Origin of the sequence: Kitasatospora sp. MAA19 (assembly GCF_029894125.1) — a bacterium.
Lineage (GTDB): Bacteria > Actinomycetota > Actinomycetes > Streptomycetales > Streptomycetaceae > Kitasatospora.
On sequence record NZ_JARXYZ010000062.1, the window covers coordinates 1 to 20,123 of the forward strand.

Annotated in this window: 18 protein-coding genes; 2 read left to right on the forward strand and 16 right to left on the reverse strand. The window is 71.8% G+C overall.

The features are described 5' to 3' along the window. Window positions 1–182: 182 nt before the first annotated feature. The 6 genes from P3T27_RS40070 to P3T27_RS40095 form a co-directional block, all read right to left on the reverse strand. Complete coding sequence (locus tag P3T27_RS40070; protein WP_280686307.1) at window positions 183–1,040, reverse strand: hypothetical protein; 858 nt, start codon at window positions 1,038–1,040, stop codon at window positions 183–185. Between the two features lie 215 nt (window positions 1,041–1,255). Next, on the reverse strand, window positions 1,256–1,783 hold the full coding sequence (locus P3T27_RS40075; protein WP_280686308.1) for a hypothetical protein: 528 nt from the start codon (window positions 1,781–1,783) through the stop codon (window positions 1,256–1,258). Between the two features lie 67 nt (window positions 1,784–1,850). Further along, window positions 1,851–2,363, reverse strand: a complete 513-nt coding sequence (locus tag P3T27_RS40080; RefSeq protein ID WP_280686309.1) for a hypothetical protein — start codon at window positions 2,361–2,363, stop codon at window positions 1,851–1,853. A gap of 100 nt (window positions 2,364–2,463) precedes the next feature. Beyond that, the gene (locus P3T27_RS40085; RefSeq protein ID WP_280686310.1) at window positions 2,464–3,294 is read right to left on the reverse strand and encodes a hypothetical protein; all 831 of its coding nucleotides are present in this window, start codon (window positions 3,292–3,294) and stop codon (window positions 2,464–2,466) included. A gap of 605 nt (window positions 3,295–3,899) precedes the next feature. Beyond that, window positions 3,900–4,124, reverse strand: a complete 225-nt coding sequence (locus P3T27_RS40090) for a hypothetical protein (protein ID WP_280686311.1) — start codon at window positions 4,122–4,124, stop codon at window positions 3,900–3,902. Continuing rightward, the gene (locus P3T27_RS40095) at window positions 4,121–4,774 is read right to left on the reverse strand and encodes a hypothetical protein (protein WP_280686312.1); all 654 of its coding nucleotides are present in this window, start codon (window positions 4,772–4,774) and stop codon (window positions 4,121–4,123) included. Before P3T27_RS40095 ends, P3T27_RS40090 begins: the two co-directional genes overlap by 4 nt. 512 nt (window positions 4,775–5,286) lie before the next feature. Between P3T27_RS40095 and P3T27_RS40100 the strand changes: the two genes are divergently transcribed. Then, complete coding sequence (locus tag P3T27_RS40100) at window positions 5,287–6,510, forward strand: hypothetical protein (RefSeq protein ID WP_280686313.1); 1,224 nt, start codon at window positions 5,287–5,289, stop codon at window positions 6,508–6,510. 52 nt (window positions 6,511–6,562) lie between these two features. Here the strand turns inward: P3T27_RS40100 and P3T27_RS40105 are convergent, their stop codons facing one another. From P3T27_RS40105 to mobF, 4 genes are all read right to left on the reverse strand, one after another. After that, the gene (locus P3T27_RS40105; protein WP_280686314.1) at window positions 6,563–6,847 is read right to left on the reverse strand and encodes a hypothetical protein; all 285 of its coding nucleotides are present in this window, start codon (window positions 6,845–6,847) and stop codon (window positions 6,563–6,565) included. A 60-nt stretch (window positions 6,848–6,907) separates the two neighbouring features. Further along, window positions 6,908–7,495, reverse strand: a complete 588-nt coding sequence (locus P3T27_RS40110; RefSeq protein ID WP_280686315.1) for a DUF6245 family protein — start codon at window positions 7,493–7,495, stop codon at window positions 6,908–6,910. Between the two features lie 88 nt (window positions 7,496–7,583). Further along, window positions 7,584–7,898: a hypothetical protein gene (locus P3T27_RS40115; protein ID WP_280686316.1), complete on the reverse strand. Its 315-nt coding sequence runs from the start codon at window positions 7,896–7,898 to the stop codon at window positions 7,584–7,586. Window positions 7,899–7,975: 77 nt separating this feature from the next. Continuing rightward, window positions 7,976–13,315 (reverse strand): MobF family relaxase, encoded by a 5,340-nt coding sequence (gene mobF / locus P3T27_RS40120; protein WP_280686324.1) that lies wholly within the window; start codon window positions 13,313–13,315, stop codon window positions 7,976–7,978. Between the two features lie 541 nt (window positions 13,316–13,856). Here mobF and P3T27_RS40125 point away from each other — a divergent pair. Then, entirely contained in the window at window positions 13,857–14,414 is a 558-nt protein-coding gene (locus tag P3T27_RS40125; RefSeq protein ID WP_280686317.1) for a hypothetical protein, read from the forward strand. Between the two features lie 81 nt (window positions 14,415–14,495). On the opposite strand, the gene P3T27_RS40130 is transcribed toward P3T27_RS40125, so the two are convergent. The 6 genes from P3T27_RS40130 to P3T27_RS40155 all read right to left on the reverse strand — a co-directional run bounded on the left by P3T27_RS40130 (window position 14,496) and on the right by P3T27_RS40155 (window position 19,545). Further along, window positions 14,496–15,128 (reverse strand): HNH endonuclease, encoded by a 633-nt coding sequence (locus tag P3T27_RS40130; RefSeq protein WP_280686318.1) that lies wholly within the window; start codon window positions 15,126–15,128, stop codon window positions 14,496–14,498. A 65-nt stretch (window positions 15,129–15,193) separates the two neighbouring features. After that, window positions 15,194–15,835, reverse strand: coding sequence for a hypothetical protein (locus tag P3T27_RS40135; protein WP_280686319.1), 642 nt, complete (start codon window positions 15,833–15,835; stop codon window positions 15,194–15,196). 180 nt (window positions 15,836–16,015) lie between these two features. Then, a complete protein-coding gene (gene dndC, locus P3T27_RS40140; protein WP_280686320.1) occupies window positions 16,016–17,509 on the reverse strand; it encodes a DNA phosphorothioation system sulfurtransferase DndC in 1,494 nt (497 codons plus the stop codon). A 212-nt stretch (window positions 17,510–17,721) separates the two neighbouring features. Next, window positions 17,722–18,531: a hypothetical protein gene (locus tag P3T27_RS40145; protein WP_280686321.1), complete on the reverse strand. Its 810-nt coding sequence runs from the start codon at window positions 18,529–18,531 to the stop codon at window positions 17,722–17,724. A gap of 75 nt (window positions 18,532–18,606) precedes the next feature. Further along, entirely contained in the window at window positions 18,607–19,104 is a 498-nt protein-coding gene (locus P3T27_RS40150; RefSeq protein WP_280686322.1) for a hypothetical protein, read from the reverse strand. A 177-nt stretch (window positions 19,105–19,281) separates the two neighbouring features. Further along, entirely contained in the window at window positions 19,282–19,545 is a 264-nt protein-coding gene (locus tag P3T27_RS40155; RefSeq protein WP_280686323.1) for a hypothetical protein, read from the reverse strand. Between the last annotated feature and the right edge of the window lie 578 nt (window positions 19,546–20,123).

Consider the following 20,123-nt stretch of genomic DNA (forward strand, 5'->3'; position numbering starts at 1 on the left):
TACCACCAGGAGATGACTCTCGCCGACCAGGGCGCGCACTTCGCGGGCGGCCGCGTTGCGCTGTCCCGCGAAGTGCGTGACCTCGGCGGCGGCCAACAGCGCGCGCGGAAGTTGGGACGGATTCCTCGACATGATCAAAGGCGAGGTCTAGGGGCCCAAGCTGGTCTGGCGGGGCGTGTGGTTCAGCGGCTGGTGGCCTCGGTTGCGGTCCGGGCCTGGTTGATGCCAGCAACTGCCTGAGCCAGCTCGCTCTCGGCGTCGGTTGCCAGCCCGGCCATGAGGAGGCCTGCGGCACTGACGAGGTGGCCGCCGGCGGCTTCGAGCGAGGTTCGGCACGTCTCGCCGGCTGCGAGAACGGCGGTGTCCGTGGCGGCGTGTTCGAGTGCTTCGCGGAGGTCCCAGCAGATCGGTTCGGGCCTGCGGAGGAGGGCCGCGGTCGGGACCACGCCGGTCAGGGGCGTGAGCCACTGCCGGAACGCATCCGTGATGGCGTTGATGTGCCCGGCGACAGCTGCCGTGGCGCCGTGCACCGTGTCGTGCCCGGCGATCTCGAAGAGGTCGTCGCCGAGCGCTGGGTGGCTGCCGAACGCGGTGACCGATCCTGAGTGCGCACGCGGGCTCAGGGGCCAGATGGCCGGCTCCTCGGGCACGTCCTCCGGCACCATGCCGTCGTAACGCAAACCCTCCTCGTCATACGCGTAGAGCTGGTGCCAGGTGGCGTCCACCCCGTACAGCTCTCCGTCCCGGGTGGTCACCATGACAATCCGGTACCCCGGGATTGGCCAGCTTGCGCGCATGTAGGTGTCCGGGAGGGGCTTGCAGGTGGCGATGGCGACGGAGTATCCGTGTTCCTGGCCAAGCCAGACGGCCAGGGCCTCAGTGATCGTGTTCGGGTCGGCGGTGAAACTGTGGTCGACGTCCAGGCGGCGGCGACGGAAGTCGCCCACAGCGGCCTGGAGCGCAGTGGCCATGATGTCGGTTGTGGTGTTCCCGGCCGCAACTGCGGCGTCGGCGTTGCACTGGCTGTGGTCGTCTGCCACGGGTGTTCTCCCTCGTGCGTAACCGCCCCTCGGGCACGGGTGTGCCGGGGGTTCAGGCCGGACGGGGTCCGGTGTCTCCGGGAATCCGGGGATCACGCGCTGCGGTGAGAGCTGCGCGAGCCCTGCAGGGCAGGGAAGGCGGAGGCTGGGCCAGTCGCGGTTCGTGACCGGCCCAGCCTAGGGTCAGCCGCTGACGGCTGGAGCTGGAGTTATCCTCAGCGCGTGACGGTCAGCGGGATGGTGACCTGACTGGCGCGGCCAGCGGCCAGGACGTTGTCGATGTCGGCAACGGTCTTGATGGGGCCGGTCACCAGCAGCACGGTGTCCCCGGCCGCGGCGACCAGGCCCGTCCAGCCGTCGGGGACCGGCATCGTGCCGTCGTACACCGTGGTGTCCTCGGCGCCGATCAGCAGCTCGTTACGGCCGTCGGCGGTCAACGTCAGGCGGGCTCGCCACCGGGGGTCGACCGGGTCGGGGGTGATCGGCACGGTCAGCTGGCGAGCGCCGTAGGAGCGCACGGACACCTCGGTGAGGTCCGCGCTCCGAAGGGCGCCGCCCGCGTCGGAGTGGGCAACGGTGGTGGGCTGGATCATAACGATCGCCGCCCCGGCGTTGGGGATCCGAACGGCCTGCGCGTGCAGCCCGACCACGAAGGGCTCCAGGGAGACACCGGCCGGTTCGGCGGGTTTGGTGATGCGGCGGGGAGGCTGCTTGCGGGGTTTGCCGGGCTTCTCGCGGCCCATGGATTCTCCTCGATGTCTGGTTCGGCTGGAGTGCGGCCGGCGGCGGTAGCCGCCAGCCGTCACGCGGTCAGCTGGCGATGGGCAGGCGGAGCGAGTCGATGGTGTTCAGGTCGCCGAGGGCGATGCGCTCGTCGTCGGCGGCGATCCTGGTCCACTCCTCCAGCCGGGCCGCCCTCGGGCTGTCCCAGCCGTGGGACAGGGCGATCTCGGACGGCACGTCCAGGTGGTCGGTGCAGACGACGGTGAGCTGCGCTTGGTAGCTCATCGCGTCTCCCTCGCAGCCCGTGACGGTGCACAGCCGGTGCAGCTCGGGGCTGGCCGTCGCCTGGTGGTCGATCAGGTAGCGCAGGCCATAGGCGGTGACGGTGACCGCGGTCTGGTGGCCGCCGCGGTCCTGGATGACCTCTTCGACGGCCAGCTCCCACTGGTCGGCCTTGGGACTGCCGAACAGGGACATCGCGGATCGGTCGGTGTCGATGGCCGCCAGCAGGTGGGCGGCGGCCACCGTGGCGAGGGAGACGGTCTCCCCGGCCGGGGAGGTGAGCGGGGTGCCGGTGAGGATGTCGGCGAGGGTGGTCATGGTGGGTGCTCCTGTGACTCGGTGTGCGGCCGGTGATTCCCGGTCACCCGCGGGCGAGTCCGGGGAGGGGTGCACGCGGTCGGGGACGGCGGACAGCGGGTCAGTCGCCCGCAGGTTCGTTCTCGCGGAGGTAGGCGTCCAGGGTGACGCGGGTGATCCCGCCGTAGGCGGCGATGATCGTCTTCGTGTGCGCCGGTTTCCCGGTCTTCGGGTTGATGACGGCGCGCGCGTTGCGGCTGAGCTGGGCCAAGCCCTTGCGGGCGTTGATCACATCCTGTTCGAGCAGGTACACCCGGACGCCTCCGACCGCCACCCGCTGCAGCGGGGTCAGACGGGGCGGGGTGAGGGTGGTGTGCAGCTCGACCACGTCGGCGGCGAGTCCCGCCCAGTTGTAACGGGCGAGGCTCCGGCCGTTCCGGACCTGGGTGGCCTGGCGCTGCCGCGCCACTTCGGCAGCCTGCTCGTATCCCCCCAGAAGCTTGAGCTCCGCCGGGCTCAGGTGCGAGAGGTCGAGTTCGGGCGGGGCGGCGATCGTGGCCCGCAGCGTGCTGGCCTCGGCGGCGTCCTCCCACCGCACGTGCGTGAGCTCGTCATCGGTCGGCGGCGGGAGGGGGGTGCTCGCGGTCAGTCCCTCCCATGACCGGATGCTCGCGCAGGCCGGACAGTCGGGCACGTATCCGCGCTGCCTGTACTGGCACAGCACTGGCAGTGACCAGCGAACCGAGTAGACGGCGTGCACTGTCGGGGGGTTGTAGCCGCACGCGTCGCGGTTCGGGTGGGGGACCACGCGCAGAACCGGCGTGCGCGACTCGACCACCCACCGGGTCGCGGTGAGGTCACTGTCGGTGCTCGCGCCCGGGGCCAGTCGCGTCAGCGCGTCGGCAAGGTCCCGCCCCGGGGCGGAGTCTTCCGCCATCTCGACCAGAATCATGTTCACCACTATACACCAGAAATGTATAGCGATGAACACTATCCTCGAATCCGCCGAGATCTGCAGGCCGGAACGCGGGGGACGGCCGAGCGCCGGGCCGCGCACCCGGGGCCTGCGCGGCGCCGCGCTCGCGGCGACCCGTCAGGAGCTGCAGGCCGAGCGGGAGCAGGAGCGCGTGGCCGGGCGGCTGGCCGGCACCCGGGACCTGGTCGTCGCGCTCGGCCTCCGGGCCGAGCTCACCGCCTGCGGCTGGGAGGGGCGGTGGTCCGCACCCCGCTCGTTCGGGGTGCGCTCGGCAGGGCCTCGCACGGCCCGGCGGTGGCCATGGGCGGGCCACGTAGCTACCACCGCCTCTCCTGGTTCCTCTCCCCGTGCTGGGCTGGGTGGTGGCGGCGTTGACGGTCGGCCGGACGGCGGCGTGGGGGTCCGGGCCCTGCGGGGCTGGATCGGGGTGGTGGCGTCCGGCGGTGCCGGCCGCGTGCTCGGGGGCGGTACTGTCCGGCGCGAACGGATCGGTCTACGAACGCACGGGCAGCAACCCGGGTTGCACCCCGTGTCGGAACAGGCTGACCCGGCCGGGTGCCGACACGGGCCAGGCTGTCGGTTCAGGTGTTCTGGCGTCGAAGGGCCCGGACTCCGAGGTCGTAGGCCATGGAGGCGAGGGCGAGGACGACGAGCGGCCACACCAGCGGGGATTCGGGCGGGACCGTGCCGGACAGCAGGGCGCCGGTGACCGAGCCGGTGCCGGCCATGGCGGTGCAGGTGGGTGCGGGGGGCACGCGCAGCAGCAGGCCGCGCTCGGTCTCCGGGGCGGGCGGGCGGCGGCTCATCGGGTCACCACCGCGGCGGCGCGCTGGGTGTGCCGGTCGCCGAGATGGGAGAGCTTGCGGCGGACCCGGTCGCCGTAGGCGGCGGGCAGGCCAAGGTCGAGGGCGGCGTCGGCCCAGGTGGACTTGCGGGAGGCCCAGAGGTTGGCGACCGCGGCCTCCGCCTCATCGAGGCCGCGGAGCACGACGTCGATCCGGGGGTCCGTGAAGTCGTGGTCCAGCGCGAGGGCGCCGGCGGCGGGCTTGTCCGGGTACACGTCCCGGACCGTCACGCCGTCGCGGTTGGGCGTCTCCAGCATCCACACCCGTTTGCCCCTGCCCACGCGGACGGTGCCGTCGGGTGCTCGCCAGTGGAATCCGCCGAGCCGGTGCTCCCAGACCTCTGTCCATCGTCGGCGCTCGGCGGCGGTGTAGGTGCGCAGGATCTTCAGCAGCTCCGGGTCGGTGAGGTAGCCGCCGAGCCGGTCGACCCAGTCGCCGAGCAGCGCGCCGGTCACCGCGTGCCGCCACTGCGCCGCCTCGGCGTGGCCGAGGACATTGCGCGTGAAGTCGTCGACCGTGTCGTGGTCACCGATGATGGCGGCCCACCGGGCGGCAAGCGCCGCCAGCAGGATCTCGCGCGTCAGCCACATGAGCCTGTGGCTGTTGGACATGCGGCTGAACTCGTACCAACGCTGGCCTGCATCGCACAGGAAGCGGACCTGCAACCTTCCACGCTCGCCCAATGAAGGCGGCGTCGCCTCCCCGAGCAAATAGCTGCGGGCCGCCACCAGGTAGGTCGGTGCAGTCAGGGCATCATCGGGCCACTGGTAGAGAACGTCGCCCCTGTCCTGGCAGTGAACGGGTCGCCCAGTCCATCCCTCCGGATCCTGCAGGGCCGCCAGTCCCGCAAGGAGCACACAGCTACTGGCCTCGGTGGTCATCTCTCTCGTTCCTCCGTCTTCTGGGGAGGTTCCCCCACCCTCTGGGGCCGGCAGCGGGCGAATCCGGCAAAGATCTTGGAATTAGGATGTGGCCTGCGTCACATCTCGTGTCGGCGCTGCCGTCCCGTGTCCGGGGTGTCCGCTGAACGTCCGGCGGGGTGCTGATGGTTCGTCCGCTATCACGGGTAAGCTTCACCTCACTCGTGATAATGCTCCAAATCACGAGCGACGAAAGGGGACAAATGGACGAGCTCTCGGAAGGGCTCAGCATCGACCTCCGGGGCGCCCGCAGCGCCCTCGCCGTCCCGGGCGCAGGCCCGTGGGCGGACGCCGACCACCACCTCACACCCGCGACCCGCGAAGCGCTCGTGGTCGCCGTCCCGGAGAACACCCGCCGCGCGTACCGCAACTGGTGGAGCCAGGCCGACCAGTGGTGCCGGGCCAACGGGCGCACCACGCTGCCCATGACGACCGAGACCCTGACCGAGTGGATCCACCACCTCACCCGGGTGGTCAGCGAGCGCACCGGCAAGCCCTACGCCGCGTCGTCCCTCGACCAGGCCGTCGCCGCCGTCCAGTCCATGCACAAGATCGCCCGGCACCCGAGGCCGGACGCCGACGACGCCCGCACGCTGATCCGCGCGCACAGCAAGCGCCTCGCCGACGCCGGCCGCACCACGAAGAAGTCCGCGATCGTCACCGACGACCAGGCGCTCGACGTCGCCGAGCGGATCGACCCGAACACCCTGACGGGCGCCCGCGACCGACTGCTGTGCGCGCTCTCGTACGCGGCCTGGACTCGCCGATCCGAGCTCGCGGCGCTGAACCTCTCCGACGCCTGGACGACCAGCAGCCCCAAGGGCGTTGTGGTCCGCTTCCGCAGCAGCAAGACCGACCAGGACGGCAAGGGGGCCGAGCTGTTCCTGCCCGCCACGGGGGACGCGCTGTGCCCGCACGCGGCACTCACCGCCTGGCGCACGATCCTCGCCGAACGCGGAGTCACCGACGGCCGGCTGCTGCGCAAGATCGACCGGTGGGGCAACATCAGCGCCGAACTCCACCCCGGATCGGTCAACGACATCTCCAAGAAACTCGTGGGCGCGGCCGGCCACGACACCGATGAGCGAGGGAGAACGTTCACTTCGCACGGCTGGCGCGCCTCCGGCCGCAGCGCCGCCCGCGCGGCCGGGGCAAGCGCCCAAGCCGCCGATGAGCACGGCCGGTGGAAGCCGGGTTCGAAGGCCGGCGAGGGCTACGAGCGCGACCGCGGCGGGCTCGGCGACAACCCCATGTCCAAGGTGGCGGAATCGCGGCGCAGTCGCGCCCGACAGCTCGCCGCCGAGCAGGCTGCCGCCGACACCACCCGGCCGGTCGAGACCACCGAGGACGGGTTCGACGTCGTCAACGACCGCGGTCCGACAGCAAGGGGCGGCTGGGTTCGGACGGACAGCTCGCCATCATCCTGACCGGCGGCGCGCCAGCCGAGTAGCAGGGGCCTCGAACGCCGGGCGGTGCGGGTCACTGCCCGGCGTTCGCCGTCTCCCGGCCGCGGGCCAGTTCGGCGTACTCGATGGCGACCGCCTGCAGTTCGCCAATGCTCGGCCGCGTGTCGGGGGTGGCGCTGATGCTGGCCTCCCAGTTCAGCGCGGCGAACCCCCACAGGTCCCGCGCCACCCCGGTGGTGCCGACCTCCGCCGCACGCAGGCAGTCGAGCAGCACGTCCGCGGTGAGCGGCGAGGGGGCGGTCAGCCACGTGCCCAACCGTGCGCCGAGCTCGGCGTACGTGTCCACCAGGTCGGTCACACCCTGGCACAGCTCCGCCCGCCCGGGCGAACGCTCCGTCAACCGGCGCTGACGACGCTCCTACAGGCCGGGTACGGCACCGAGGAACATCGCTGCAGCGGTGGCCGGCAGTGCGTCGAGCTCGGCCAGGGCCTCCGCAAGTTCCTTTCGGGCGCGGGCCAGCTCGTCGGGGATCTGACCGGCCCGCGGGTCCTCGGTGGAGAACACCGCCGAGCAGGCGAGCAGCGCGAGCAAGGCGCTGGCCGTGCGGGCGGCCGCCGCGACCACCGGGCCGCAGCCCTGCGCGTCCAGCGCCTTGAGCAGGTGCGAGACGTGGCCGGTCTGCCAGTGCAGGACTCCCATCACCCCGGGTCCCTCGGCGCCGGACGCCTGGAGCACCTGTCGGCGGGCCAGCGACATCTCCTCGGCGCCGCCGCCCTGGGCGAGCATGTGTCCCTCGGTGAGCATCCCGGTGCCGATCGCGGCGCCGTACAAGGCGTTGGCCAGGACGGCGGCCAGGACGTGCTCGCCGCCCACGGCCCGGGCCTGCTGGTCCAGTTCGCCGACGGTCGGGGGCTCGGCGTACGCCCCAAGTGCGGCCATTGCCGCCGAGATGGCCTCCGCGCTCGGGGCGGGCGCGGGCGTCTGCTGCTGGTTCGGGATCGACATGGCCCGGAGCGTAGCGGGACCGCGGGGGCGGCTGACGTCCCTTCGGCTAGCTCCCCCGCGGAGGAGCTCCGGGCCCTATGCTCGGCCCCTATCGGCCGCCGATCGACCGGATCACGTCGACCGTGTCCCGGTCGCTCCGCAGGGAAACCTCGGTCGCGAGCACCGACAACTTCCCGGCCATCACCATCAACAGGCTTGGCAGGATGCACTCCTCATCGGATCCGGCCTCGGCGATCCGAACGTAGGACTTCCCCAGCTCGGCCCCGAACTCCGCTTCAAGGGCCTCGCCCACTTCCTCCGGGGACATCTCCGAGGGGACAGTAAGCCGGTCCATGCCCCGGGTGGCCATCAGGCAGGCCAGGCGGACGCACTCCTGATCAAGGACGGTCATGTCGACGTACACGCGGAACTCCTCTACTTGAGTCGGGCAACGCGGCCGGGGCTACCGTAGCGGCGACCGCCCCAGCTGCTCGCCGGCTCTTACAGCTCGGGGCCGCCGCGGCTGCGGCCGCCACGGTTTTGGTCGGGGCCCTGCTGCTGGTTCTGCTGGCGCTGCTGTTCGGCGGTGCGCTGGGCGGCCTGGAGTCGGCGGGTCTCCTCCGCGACGCGCTGGGCGTAGGGCTGGGCGTCGCGGCGCTGCATCTCCTGGCGGATCGAGGCAGCCGACGCGTCCAGGGTGGTGACCCGGGAGCGGGCTTCTTCGGCCTCGACGCGGGCGGACTGCAGGCTCCGGGATCGCGATGCCTTGGTGCGCGCCAGCACCGTCTCGCGGCTGCCGCCGGCGCGCTCCCAGTTGGCCAGCAGTTCGTCGTGGTCGCGCTCGGGGCCGGCTCGGTGGGTGCTGTCCGCAAGCCGCTGCCGGGCGGTGGAGAGCTGTTGTTCGCGCTGGGCGGCGGCGGCGCGCAGGTCGAGCAGCTGGCGCTCCATCTGCTCCCGCTCGGGGCTGCGCACGGCGGGCCGGCCGAACCGGCCAGTCTCCGCCAACTTGGCCTCGACGTCGGCGACCTGGTGCGCGTCGAACTCGACACCGGCTGTGAGTTCCCGGACCCGGTCGGCGGCCGCGCGCATCTGCTGGATGGCCTCGACACGCTCGGCGCGCGCCGCGACGCGCTGCTCGACTTCGCCGCCGCGGGCGAGGGCCTCGGCGAGCTCGGTCACCCGGGCGTCCTGCGCTGTGGTCTGCTCCTGGGCGGTCTCGGCGGCGTCCACGGCGTAGGCCAGGGTGGTCGCGAGCTCGGCGTCGGACAGCATCGCGTAGGGCAGGTCCTGCCAGCCGTCCTCGCTCACCTCGGGCGCGCCCCGTCGTGCGTCCGGCTCGTCCGTGGCGCGGGCGGCGTCGAGCACCGGATCGGGCTCCTCGGCGGCCAGGTCCTGCTGCGGGTCCGCAACCGAAACCTCGGCCTCACGCTCGGCCCGCGGCTCGTCCGGCCTCTCCTCGGGTGCCTGCTCGACGGCGGGCAAGACCGGGTCGACGGCAACCATCCCGACGTCCTCGGCAGTGAGTTCCTCGTGCGGCTCGGCCTCGACGACCGGGGTCTCCTCGGCCACCGCCAGGGCGGCCGGGTCCGACTCGACGCTGGTCTCGGCCGTCTCCTGGATGGCGGTTGGGTAGAGGGTTTCGGCGCGTTGTGCCGCGGCCTCGACGGCGCGCGCACGGCGGCCAATCCGGGACACCTGATCGTGCAGCGCCTGCCAGGCCTGGGCGTCTGCCTCGGCTTCCGGGCGGACGCCGATCCCCGGCTCGCTGTCGCGGACCTGACGGCGGGTGCGCCAGGCGTCGGCGAGGGCGGCGTCGAGCTCCCAGGCCTCGCGCAGCTCGTGGTCGACGGGCGGCACCGGGCCCAGGATCCGAGTCCAGGCCGGCGGATCTTCTGCGAGGACGTGGCCGGTCTGGCGCAGGCGGTCCTCGATCACCGCGCGGCGCTGCTGCAGGTGCTCGACCCACGCCTCGGGGGTGTGCTGGTCGCGCTCGACCTCGCGCGGCGCGAGCCACTCGGGCACCGGCCCGCTGTGGTCGGGGACGGGCGCCGGATTGTCCGGCAGGATCCGGCGGATGCGCTGCTCGGCGCGCACGCGCTCGATGACGACCTCGGCCTGCTCCAGCCGGACCCGGGCCTCCTCCTGGCCCTGAACGTTGGCTCGCATCATCGCGGACACGACGACGCCCTCCAGGCCCGCGGTGGCCGCGTGGCCGGTGCCTGGTTCGCGCTGCCAGGTCTCGCGCATGCGGTCGAGCGGCGCCATGCGGGCGCGAATGCGCTGCTCCCGTCGCATGGAAGCAAGGGCTGCGTAGGCCTCGCGCGCGCCATTGTCGTCGCCCGCGCGGTCAGCGCTCCGGCCGAGGTACCGCACCCGGGCGATCTCCGCAGCGAGCTGGGTACGGGTGCGATCGCCGTACGCGCGGTGAGGCCAGGCCGGGACCGGCTGGCCGTCGACCACGACGCCGCGCGGACGGTTGGCCACGCGGGCGTCTGCCCGGTTCAGGTTCTCCAGGGCCTGGGTACGGCGTTCGGTGGCCCGGGCTTCGAGAGCGTCGAGCTGCTCGGTTGTGAGGTCCGCAAGTGGCCTGCTGGTCTGCTCGCCAGCAAGCTTTTCGACGGTCCCCCGGGCGTTTTCAACGTGGTTGTCGATGCGCCAGGACAGCACGGCGGAGACGTCGTCGGCGTCGTGGAAGTCCCGCTCGTGGTACGCCGCGCTGAGGATCCGCTCGGGTGCGAAGCCTGCGGCCTCGGCGTCGCGCACGGCGCGCACGACGGCCGGCCAGGCATCGGCGGCGATGAAGCCCTCGGCGTCCTCGCCCAGGAGGTTGCGGAGCATGCTCTGGTAGCGCAGGGACAGTGCTCGGGCGTGGACGTCGGTGTATTCGTTGGCGAGCTGGCGGATGCCCCAGGCGCGGTCCCATTCCTCGCGGATGGTGTCGGTGGCGGAGCGGGAGGCCTGGGCATTCCGGACGATCGATTCCAGGACGTCGGCCATCGTCTGGCCGTCCTCCAGAATCACGTAGCCTCGGTTTTTCTGGCGGCCGCGGGTCATCTCGACATACGCGGCCTCGCGGGCGGTGCGGGTGCTGAACAGGCCGCTGCCGGTATCGACGGTGGCGCCCTGGCCGCGGTGCGCGGTGCTGGCGTAGCCCAGCTCTAGGTGCTTCTGTACGTAGTCGGCGGGGAGGGTCGCCTGACCGCCGTGGCCGGTGTGCCGGACGACCATGGTGCCGTCGTCTGCGACGCGCACGACGGACCACTGGTCGCCGTTCTTGACGAAGTCCTTGCCGCCGCGGACCACGTTCTTCCTGGCGTTCTTGCGGGTGACGACGAGGTCGCCTCGGTGAGCCTGCAGGCCGTCGCGTAGGCCCACGCTGTGGGCCAGGTCGAGCCGTCCGGTGGCCAGGCGGTGAGCCTGAGCCATGGCGTTGAGTTCGCTGACGGTGGCGTTGTCGTCGGCCATCATCATGGCCGTCAGGCCAGCGTCGATGTCGGTCTGCCAGTCGGCGAAGATCTGGCGGATCATCTGCTCGCGGGTGCCTGCGATGATGCGGCCTTCGTCGAGGTACCACGTCCAGGCATCCTCAACTTCACCGCCGCGCAGGGCGAGGGAGGCAGCGGCTTCGCCTTCCGCGCGGAAACGGTGCACGCTCTCCAGCTCGACCACGTCCACGGTCCCGGCGAGCAGTCGCAGTGCGCCGCCGGATTCGACGCTCGCGAGCTGTCCCGGGTCACCGACTAGGCGCACCACGGCACCGGCCTGCTGGGCGTCTGCGATGACGGCAGCCAGCCGCTTGGTGCCAGCCATTCCGGCCTCGTCAACGATGATGAGGTCACCGGGGAATAGCTCGAAGCCAGGCTCGATGGGCGCGCCGTCGTGGGCGCCTTCTCGCCGGGCCAGCCACTCGTGCAGGACGTAGGCAGGGGCGTCAGTTCCGGCCGAGAGTTCGGCGGCGGCTCGAGCGGAGGGGCCGAGACCGACGACCCGTCCGCCGGCGGCGCGCACCGCGTCGCCAGCCACCGCCATGGCGGTGGTCTTGCCTGCTCCGGCGGGGCCGATGGCGGCCTCGACCAGGTGCTCGCCAGTGGCGAAGGCGCGGGCGAGGGCGCGCTGTCCGGCGTCCAGTGGGCGGTCGGGATGGGCGAGCTGGTAGGCGGCTTCGACGCGCTCGTACACCTCGGCGGACACGGACGGGATCACCAGGGTCCGTGCCGCGGCGACGACCCGTTCTTCGGCGGCGAGCACGGCGCAGGAGGTGAACAGCTCGGTCTCGCGGCGCCGGTAAATGCTCGTTCCGTCCGGCCGCGTGAGCTCGGGAAATCGCGGGTTAGCGTCCGGCGGCGTGATGTTGATCGCCTCGGTGACCAGGGCCAGGGCGGCGATCTGCTCAGCGATATCGGCACCGGGGCGGGTGCCTCGGGTCGCGTTCATCACCCAGCGGCGGGCCTCGGCCAGGACCTGCCGACGGCCCCAGACGCTGCGATGTTCGGAGACCGTTTCGATGACCTCGCGGGCCGCCGTCTCCATGTCGATCCGGAACGCGGCGGTGTCCTCGCGAAAGCCGTCCGCGACGGCCTGCGCGGCCCGCAGAAGGCCGTTCACCCGGTCGGCACCGTAGGCATCGACGGCTGCCGCGCGCCACTCGACACGCAGCTCGGACAGCGACCGGGCCTTCTCCTTGTCGGGCCTGGTATCGAGCGTGGCCTGCTGCATGAGCTGCAGCAAGACCTTGCTGGAAGGCTCCCGCCCGTGCTCCTGCCGGAACTGCTCAACGAGCTCGGCCACCCGCTCCTTGATCCCCTGGGAGCGCTGGGAGTGCCCCTCGATCAGGTCGCCTCCGACGCCGGCGATCTCCATCACGGGACGCTTGCCAGCGGTCACCTCGCGGGCCTCCGCGCGCAGCCCGAGTTCCGTGCACACGGCCTCAACTACGCGCGCATTGTAGAGCTCGGAAGCCGGGACGTTCATCGCGTACAGCAGGGCGCTGTCGAGGCTTCGCCACTTACCGTCAGGCCCCAGGACCTTGTTGGCGACGACGACGTGATCGTGGAGCAGGGGCTCGCCCAGGCGGTTGTCGTAGTGCCGGAAACGGGTCGCGATCAGGCCGCCTTGAACGTGCTCCTGGGCGATCCCGCCGAACCCGGTACGGGTCATGACGGCCTCAGCTTCCAACCAGGCCAGGGTGTCGGCGACGGCCTGCTCGTGCGCCTGCTCAACGGCCCGGCGCACCTCTTCACTGCCCAGCGCCCAGAGCACGCTGACCGACTTCGGGGCGGAGAAGACGAGGTCGAACCCGGCGACCGCCTCCTTCTGCGCACCGCCTTCCGCGCGCTTGATGAACCGGCCGAGCTCCTCCTTGGACTCCGGCCCGCGCCCGTGCTGCTGGCGGAAAATCTGGGCTCCGACCTTACCGCGCAGATCCGCGCGCTCCTTCGCACCGGGCGCCCTGCGGTTCATGCGCTTGAACGCCTCCGTCGCCTCATCAAGGCGCCGGGTGAACTCGCTGTCCGGCCCCTTGTACTTGGGAAAGGCGCGGCCGAGCTTGGCCGCCGCGACAGCCTTCTTCGGGGTGAATCCCTCGGCGATCCGCTCGGCGATGATCCGCTCCGCTTCGGGATGCAGGCCCTGACCGAACAGCGACCGCATCTGAGCCTCAGTCACCGTCCCGGAGACGCCGAGCAGCCCGATGCCGGAACCCATCCAGAGGCCGGGCGGCTGGCCCTTCGCGGTGTAGTAATCGCCGAGCTCACGGCCCCGTTCCCGACGCTCATCGGCGGTGACGGTCTCTCGGATGTAGTAGGCATACCCGTCCCCTGCGCTGAGGCGGTGGACGGTCATCACGAGGCGAGTCTACCCCCAAGGTCACACATGTGTCTGAGGTGTGACCGTGATGATCTTGAAAGGAGTGAGGGGTTCCATCCGAGTCGATCGGGAGCTTGCGAGTGTCGACTCGGATGGAACGACGAGCGGTTCAAGATCATCACGGTCACGAGCTTGCGAGGCGGTTTTCCACAGGCATGCTCACCCGGGTCTGCAACGCAGATTCCAGGGTCACCTTCACCCGAGCATGCCTGTGGAAAACCGCACCTGCGACGCACCCTGTGGGCGTGGCAGAGGGCGAGCCGCTCTGACGGATCGTCGCCGAGCTGCAGGCGCTCCGCTGACCGGAGCCGGGGCGGCCGCGCGGGTGAGGTGCAGACCGATGCACCGTCGGCCGCATGAGGCGTGCAGCGCCACCTGCTGCCGGCCATGCAGCACCCGCGCGGCCGGGTGCATGCGGCCGCGTGCACCCGCGTGCCGCGCACCCGCACCGGTGCCACCCGCGCGGGCTCGGTGCAGAATGTGCATCGAACCGGATCAAGGACGGAGGGTGCAGCGCATGACGCAGCAGAGGAGGGGCTCACGCCAGGTGGCCGCGCGCGAGCGCGCGACGCAGCTGGCGGCAGAGTTCGCAGCGGCGGAGAAGGAGCGGATCCGCATCGCTCAGGAGTACCTGGTCGCACAGGGCGATATCGACGACTTCGACGCCGAGACCGAGCGCCGCGTCGCGGACCTGCGCGAGCAGCGCGGAAGGCAGCTGGCGGCGAAGCGCGGCGAGGTGGAGGCGCTGGTGGTCGAGATGCTCGACACCGGGGTGAGCCAGCAGGAGGCGGCGGCACGGCTGGGACTGACGCCGGCGGATGTCCGCGCGGCGAAACGCTCCTACGACGCGGCGGTTGCGCGGCTGGCCGCAGAGAGCATCGCCGGGCAGGCCGGGCCGTCGCCAGAAGCATCCCCGGAGACGGCTCCGGCGGGTGCGGCTGGGGCGAGCGCGGAGACGGGCTCGCCAGAGGCGGACGGCGCGTCGTATCAGGTCGGCCCGGTCGCGGTTCCGCACCAGGAGGGACCGGGCGATGTTCCGGCTGGGGCAACCCAACCGCCAGGATCCGCAGTGTGAGGTGGAGCTGAGTGCGCGGTGGCCCCGGCCGGACGACAGTGGATTGTCGTCCGGCCGGGGCCACCGTTTGCCTTCGTCCGGTCAGAAAAGGCTGAGCTGACCGGGGATCGAATCGGACGACTCTGCCTCCTCTCGGCTGGGTCCGGAGCCGCTCCCATTCGCCGGGAACAGCGGAAGCTGCGCTGTGCTGGGATCGGACGCGTCCACGGCTGCCAGGTAGGACTCGGCACTGTAGCCATCAGCGAGGGCCTGGCGCACGAGCGGACGTGCCTCGCCAGCGAGCATCGCGGCGGCGAGCGCGGCTAGGTCGAGGCCGTTCCTCAATGCAGCCTGGATGGCGAGTGCCCGGCCCAGTGGGCCGCGTGTGTCGGCGTGCCCGCGGTGCGCTCGGCCCGCGCTGCGGTTCTGGGCGGCCATCTGCCGCAGGTTCGCCAGCTGGGAGACCGCCGAGAGATGGGTGATTTCCACGCACAGGCTCTCGTTACATCCGTGAGCGCATTTGAGCTCGGGCGGCAGCGGGTCCGGTCCCTGCACCTGTTCGAACAGCCATCGATGCACCCGGACGGTGCGCTCGCGCCCGTTTTCGGTCACGACGGCCTTGCCGTAGCCATCGCTGGTGAGCGACCGGTGCGTCCAGTACCGGCAGCCGTGCGGCACGAGAACGCTGCGCTTCTCGACGTAGTGCAGCGCCCGCTCAGCCTTCGTCTGCTTCATCGCCTCTCCCGCTTGTCCGGCACTTCCGACCCGTTCTGTCCGCCGGCGGCGGACAGAACGGGTCGTCAGCTCTCGGCGGCCGCCTTGCGAGCCTCGCGCAGGAGGCGCTCGGCGTACAGCTCGGTCACGCCGAGATTGGCGTCCTGGAGGGCGTTCCAGACCGTGTCCGGGGTGAGCTCGGCGCCGTGCTGGGTGAGCAGCTCGCGCACCAGGGCGCGGCGCTGTTCGGCCTTGGGGTAGGAGGTCGCGCGCGGCTTGGTCTCGACGACGCCGACGGGCCGGCCAGCCGGGTTGCCGACCGGCTTTCGCTTCTCGTCCCAGTCTTCGATGACCGCGCGGGGCCAGTACTCGGTTCCGAAGACGTCGACGGGGTCCGGCAGGCGCGTGTCGGAGCTGGGCGCGCGGTAGGTGTTCATGGTTTTCTCGGTCGGCCTGCGCTCCGCCGGGATCGAGAGGCGGGCCTCCTCGAGGTCGAGGAGGTCCTTGGGATGCGGCTCAGTGGGGATGAGGGGCAGCTCCTCGCCGGCGAGCGCGGCCTGCAGCTGTTCCAGGGAGAAGACGCGGCGGGGTCGCTTGCTGTCCCGGTTCAACAGCTTGAGGCCGGGGATTTTGGTCCAGCGCTTGGTGTCGCGCCAGTAGCCGGTGGACATGTCGAAAAGCTTGGCTGCTGTCTCGTCGTCGGCTGGTGTGACGCCGTAGGGGATCATGGTCGGTCTGCTTTCTCTCGGTGGTGCGCGGATTCGGCGGTAGGGCCGGCCCCCACGGGTGTGACAACTAGAAAAATACCGCACCTAGACCGGACGGGGAAGTGTGGTGACTCGCTCGGGTGCGGGCACGACGCGAAGCCGCCCGTCCGCGGGTGCGGACGGGCGGCGGTTAGGGCTTCGTCAGAACAGTGCGATCTGGTGATCGCCGTCGTCCTGGTCGGGCTGGTCGCCCTGGCGCTGCCGGGCGAAGGCGAGGGCCTCCTCTTCGGTTTCGAAGCTGTGGCGGAGCAGGACCTTCTCCAGCGCTCCGTAGAGGCCAGCGCGGCGGCCCATGGTGCGGTACGTGCGCTCGATCTCCAGGAGCGCGCGCGCCGCCTCGTACATGTTGTCGTCGTCGCCGCAGACCTCGCGCAGGACGGCCATCTTCTCGGGACCGCTCGCGAGCTCGCGGTCCAGCGGCCGGCCGGGGAACGGCTCGCCGGTCTCCTGCTCGTAGATGAGCGGCAGCAGGTCCTCCACCTCGTGCTTGTCGAAGATCCAGATCCGGCGGATCTCGTGGAGCTCCTCCATGGTGATCAGGCACAGGCCGGCGACCTCGGGGGGACCCATGGCGCGCGCGGCCTTCTGGGCGCGCAGCAGGCGGCGTAGCCAGTCCTCGCGGGCGGCTTGCGTGTAGGGGCCGTGGACCAGCCGGTCGTTGTGCAGGAGGAGGGAGCCGTTCATCCTGCGGAAGTCGCGTAGGTGGCGGTCGTCCTGGGCGTCGAGGGCGTTGCGCAGGTCCAGGAGGGGGCGCATCCAGGCGTTGCTCTCGTCGTTGCGGATCATGGCGGTGAGCGACTTGTCCTGCTCGACCATGGTGCAGGTCCAGCAGCCCATCCGGCTGTCGCCGCATGAGGGGGTGGAGGTGTCGACCACGAGGGGGCATTCGCTGTCAGCGGTGGCGCCCTGGTAGATGCCGAGGAGCAGTTTGTTGTCGTGGCCCCAGGGGTTGGGGTACTGCATGAGGAGCATCCACACGTCGTCGGTGGACAGGTCCTCGATGGGGCTGTAGACGAGCGAGTTGGTCAGGCTGGCGTTGGGACTGAGTCGGTCTCGCACGCGGCCCTTCTCGTGGCGGGCCATGGTGAGGGCTCGGGTGCGGCTCTCGCTCTTGCGGGTGCCGAGCACGAGGATCACCTCGCCGTGGGCGGCGACCACGCTGCGGATGAAGGCGTTGGAGGGCCGGATTTTCAACCGCTCGGTGCACCAGCGGAACATGGGGCGGGGGGCGGCGTAGCCGCGGCCGATCAGACAGGTCCAGAACGAGTCCTGGACCTTCGGGGTGAGGCGGTGGGCCTCGATCGGCAGGTGCTGGTCGTGGGCGGCGGTGCGCATGGCGTCCAGGGAGCGGCGGGCCCAGGCGGCGATGACGGGGTTCTCGACACCGGTGTCGGTGCTGATCACGTGCACGGTCTTGGTTCGGTGCTCGGGCGGTAGGCCGGCGAGTGCGAGCCAGACCAGCATGAGGGTCAGGGTGCTGTCCTTGCCTCCGCTGTAGCCGACCACCCAGGGCACGTCGTCGCCGCGGTAGAGGTCGCGGATCTCGGTGAGCAGGTCGTTCACGGCTTGGTACAGGGGGCGGTCGGCGAGCCAGCCGGTGGGGTCGGGTTCGAGGGTCGGCAGCGGGACGGGCACGGCTTTCAGGAGGGGCTCCTTCGGACGGCAGGTGCGGGCGGATGGTGGTGCGTGCTCAGGGGCGGGGGACGGCGGTGCCGTCGTCCTGCGGGGCAGGCGGCCGCAGGGTGCGCGGCACGGGCTTGGGGCAGGTGGTGCCGGCGCGTCCGGCCGGGGCACCCAACCGCCAGGTCTGGCCGGGTACGCCCGGCCAGACCTGGCGGTGTTGGTCGTCAGCCGTTGGCCTCGCCGAGCAGCATCAGGGCCAGGTCGGTGCCCGCGTGGACGGTCAGCGTGGCGATGCGGCTGCGGTCGCCTCCGCGTGTGTGCGGGCCGATGACGACGGTGGCGTAGGCGGCGTGTGCGGTGGTGGGCTCGGACGCGAGGACCGTGGTCCCGTTGTCGCGCTCGAGGTCGAGGAGGAGCTGGTGGGGGCGAGAGGCGATCAGGCGGCGGGCCGCTCGGTTGGCCACCCGGGTGCGGGGCAGCGGGGCGTGCTGGCCGGTGGGGCGTCCCAGGGTGCGCATCAGGACGTGCTCGGCTCGCGGGAGCGGGACGTCCTCGAAGGTGAGCGTGGCGCCCGGTGCTGGCGCCCGGGTGGCGGTGGTGAGAAGGGTGCCGTCGGTGAGCGTGCTGGTGGCCAGGCGTCGTCCGGGGGCCGGCTCGGAGCGGCGCACGGGCCGAATCAGGGTGCGGGGCAGATGGGCGGCGAGCTCGTCGTGGTCGGCGGTGCGGGTGGCGCTGTGGTCGAGGGCGGCCAGCTGCTGGGCGGCGGCGCTCCACGCGAGGGAGCGGGGGTGAGCGGGGAGGCAGCGGATCGTGTGGGGTTGGGCGCCGTCGGGCCAGGCCGCCAGGGTGACGTAGCCTCCGGGCCTGTCGGCGAGGAGGAGGGTGCGCTCGCCGTCGGTGATGCTGACGACGGCGCTGCGGTGCAGGGCGATGTGTGGCTCATGCCGGACGGTCCAGATCCTGTCGTGACGGGTCGGCAGCCGCAGGGCGGTCGCCCACGCGACGTCGGCGAGTTCGATGGCGGGTGTGGTCATGCTGGGTTCTCCGTATCGCTGGTGTGGTGTGTTTCGGGCCGGGGGCGGCGCGGCCGGCGCCGCCCCGGGTGTGCGTCAGGAGCGCGCGGTGGCCTGCTTGACGGCCAGCGCGCGGGCGGCGGCGGCCGGGCAGGGGCCGAGCAGGCGCCGCAGGTGGGTCGTCAGGCCGTGGCTGTCGTCGATCCGCCGGGCCTGCTCGATCGCGGCCAGGACGTCGGCGGCGTCTGCGGCGGTGACGGGGTGGGCGACCCAGCAGTGGCACTCTGCGGGGGCCTGGGCGGCCAGCTGGGCGAGCTTGGCCTGGCGCTGCTCTTGGGGCAGGCAGCCCTTGTGGCGGCCGACCGGTCGTGCACGTCGCAGGTGGGAGTAGAAGCGCGTGCCCTCCCATCCGCAGAGCAGGCAGCGGACGCGCCAGTGCGTGTCGGATCCGGGGTAGCCGCTGAGCGGCGCCCAGGCCTGCGCGGTGATGCGGGCGAGCGCCTCGACGGCGGAGTGGAGGTTGCGCGGGGTCGGGCTGAGGTTCTCGGCGAGGAAGAAAACGGTGGGGGGAGGCACGGTGACGGTCGTGGTCAAGGTTGTCCCTTCGTCGGGGTCGGTGTGATTCGGGGAGGGGGCGCCGCAGCCAGCGCCGCCCCCCTTTGGCGGGGCGGTGGTCGGTGGTCGGCGGGCCCGGCCGCGCGGTAGCGACACGCGGCCGGTCGTCTGGGTGGAGCGTGCGACCGGGTGTCAGGTCTCGCCCGGCATGGGGGTTCAGGAGGTCAGGACGCGAGCCAGTTCCTCCGGCGTCGCCCGGACAACGCTGGCGTATGCCTGCTCCAACGGGTCCTCGGCGGTGGCCGAGACTCCCCACACGCCGGTGTAGACGAAGGTGGGGCTGTCCTCGACGACGAAGAAGCAGTGCCGGATGTATTGGACTACCTCGGCGTCCGTCAGCTCGGGCCAGCTCGCCCGCTGGTCGGCGGCGACTGCCGTGACCGCTTTGGCGAGTTCGGCGTGGCGGGGCGTTGTGGTCATGGGAGCAGGTTCCTCCGGTGGTGGAGTGTGTTTGAGGTTCCGTGGGTGGTGCGGATGTCACAGCCCGGCGGCGGCGGTCGGTGGGCCGGGTGGTCCGCCCTGGGGCGGGCGGTCGGCCAGGCGCGGCGGGCGTAGGCGTCGAGGGCGGCGGTTGCCGTCTCGACGCTCTCCTTGGTGGGTGTAGTGCGTTTCGGGCGGGGGCGGCACGGCCAGCGCCGCCCCCGGATCGGTGCGGGGTTACCAACCGGGCGGGACCTGCTCCTCGTGCGGCGAGGGGCCTCCGGCTCACGGGTGTAGAACTCGGCCTCGGCGTTGATGCGGTCGAGGTCGCAGGCCGCGCCCTCGTCGGGGCCGCATTCGTCGCAGGGTCCGGCGGTCTTCCGGCCGCCAGCCCGGGTGCACTCTGGCGGGCGGTACGGGCATGCGCGCCTCCTGCTCCGTCCGGGACGGGCCGGGTGCCGTGCGGGCAGCCGGTCGCCGACAGCCCGTGATGGTCAGCCACTTCCGATGCCGTCGGCGCGCACGGCCGCCGGGGTCCGGGGCGGCGCGGTCAGCGCCGCCCCGGGAAGGTTTGTCAG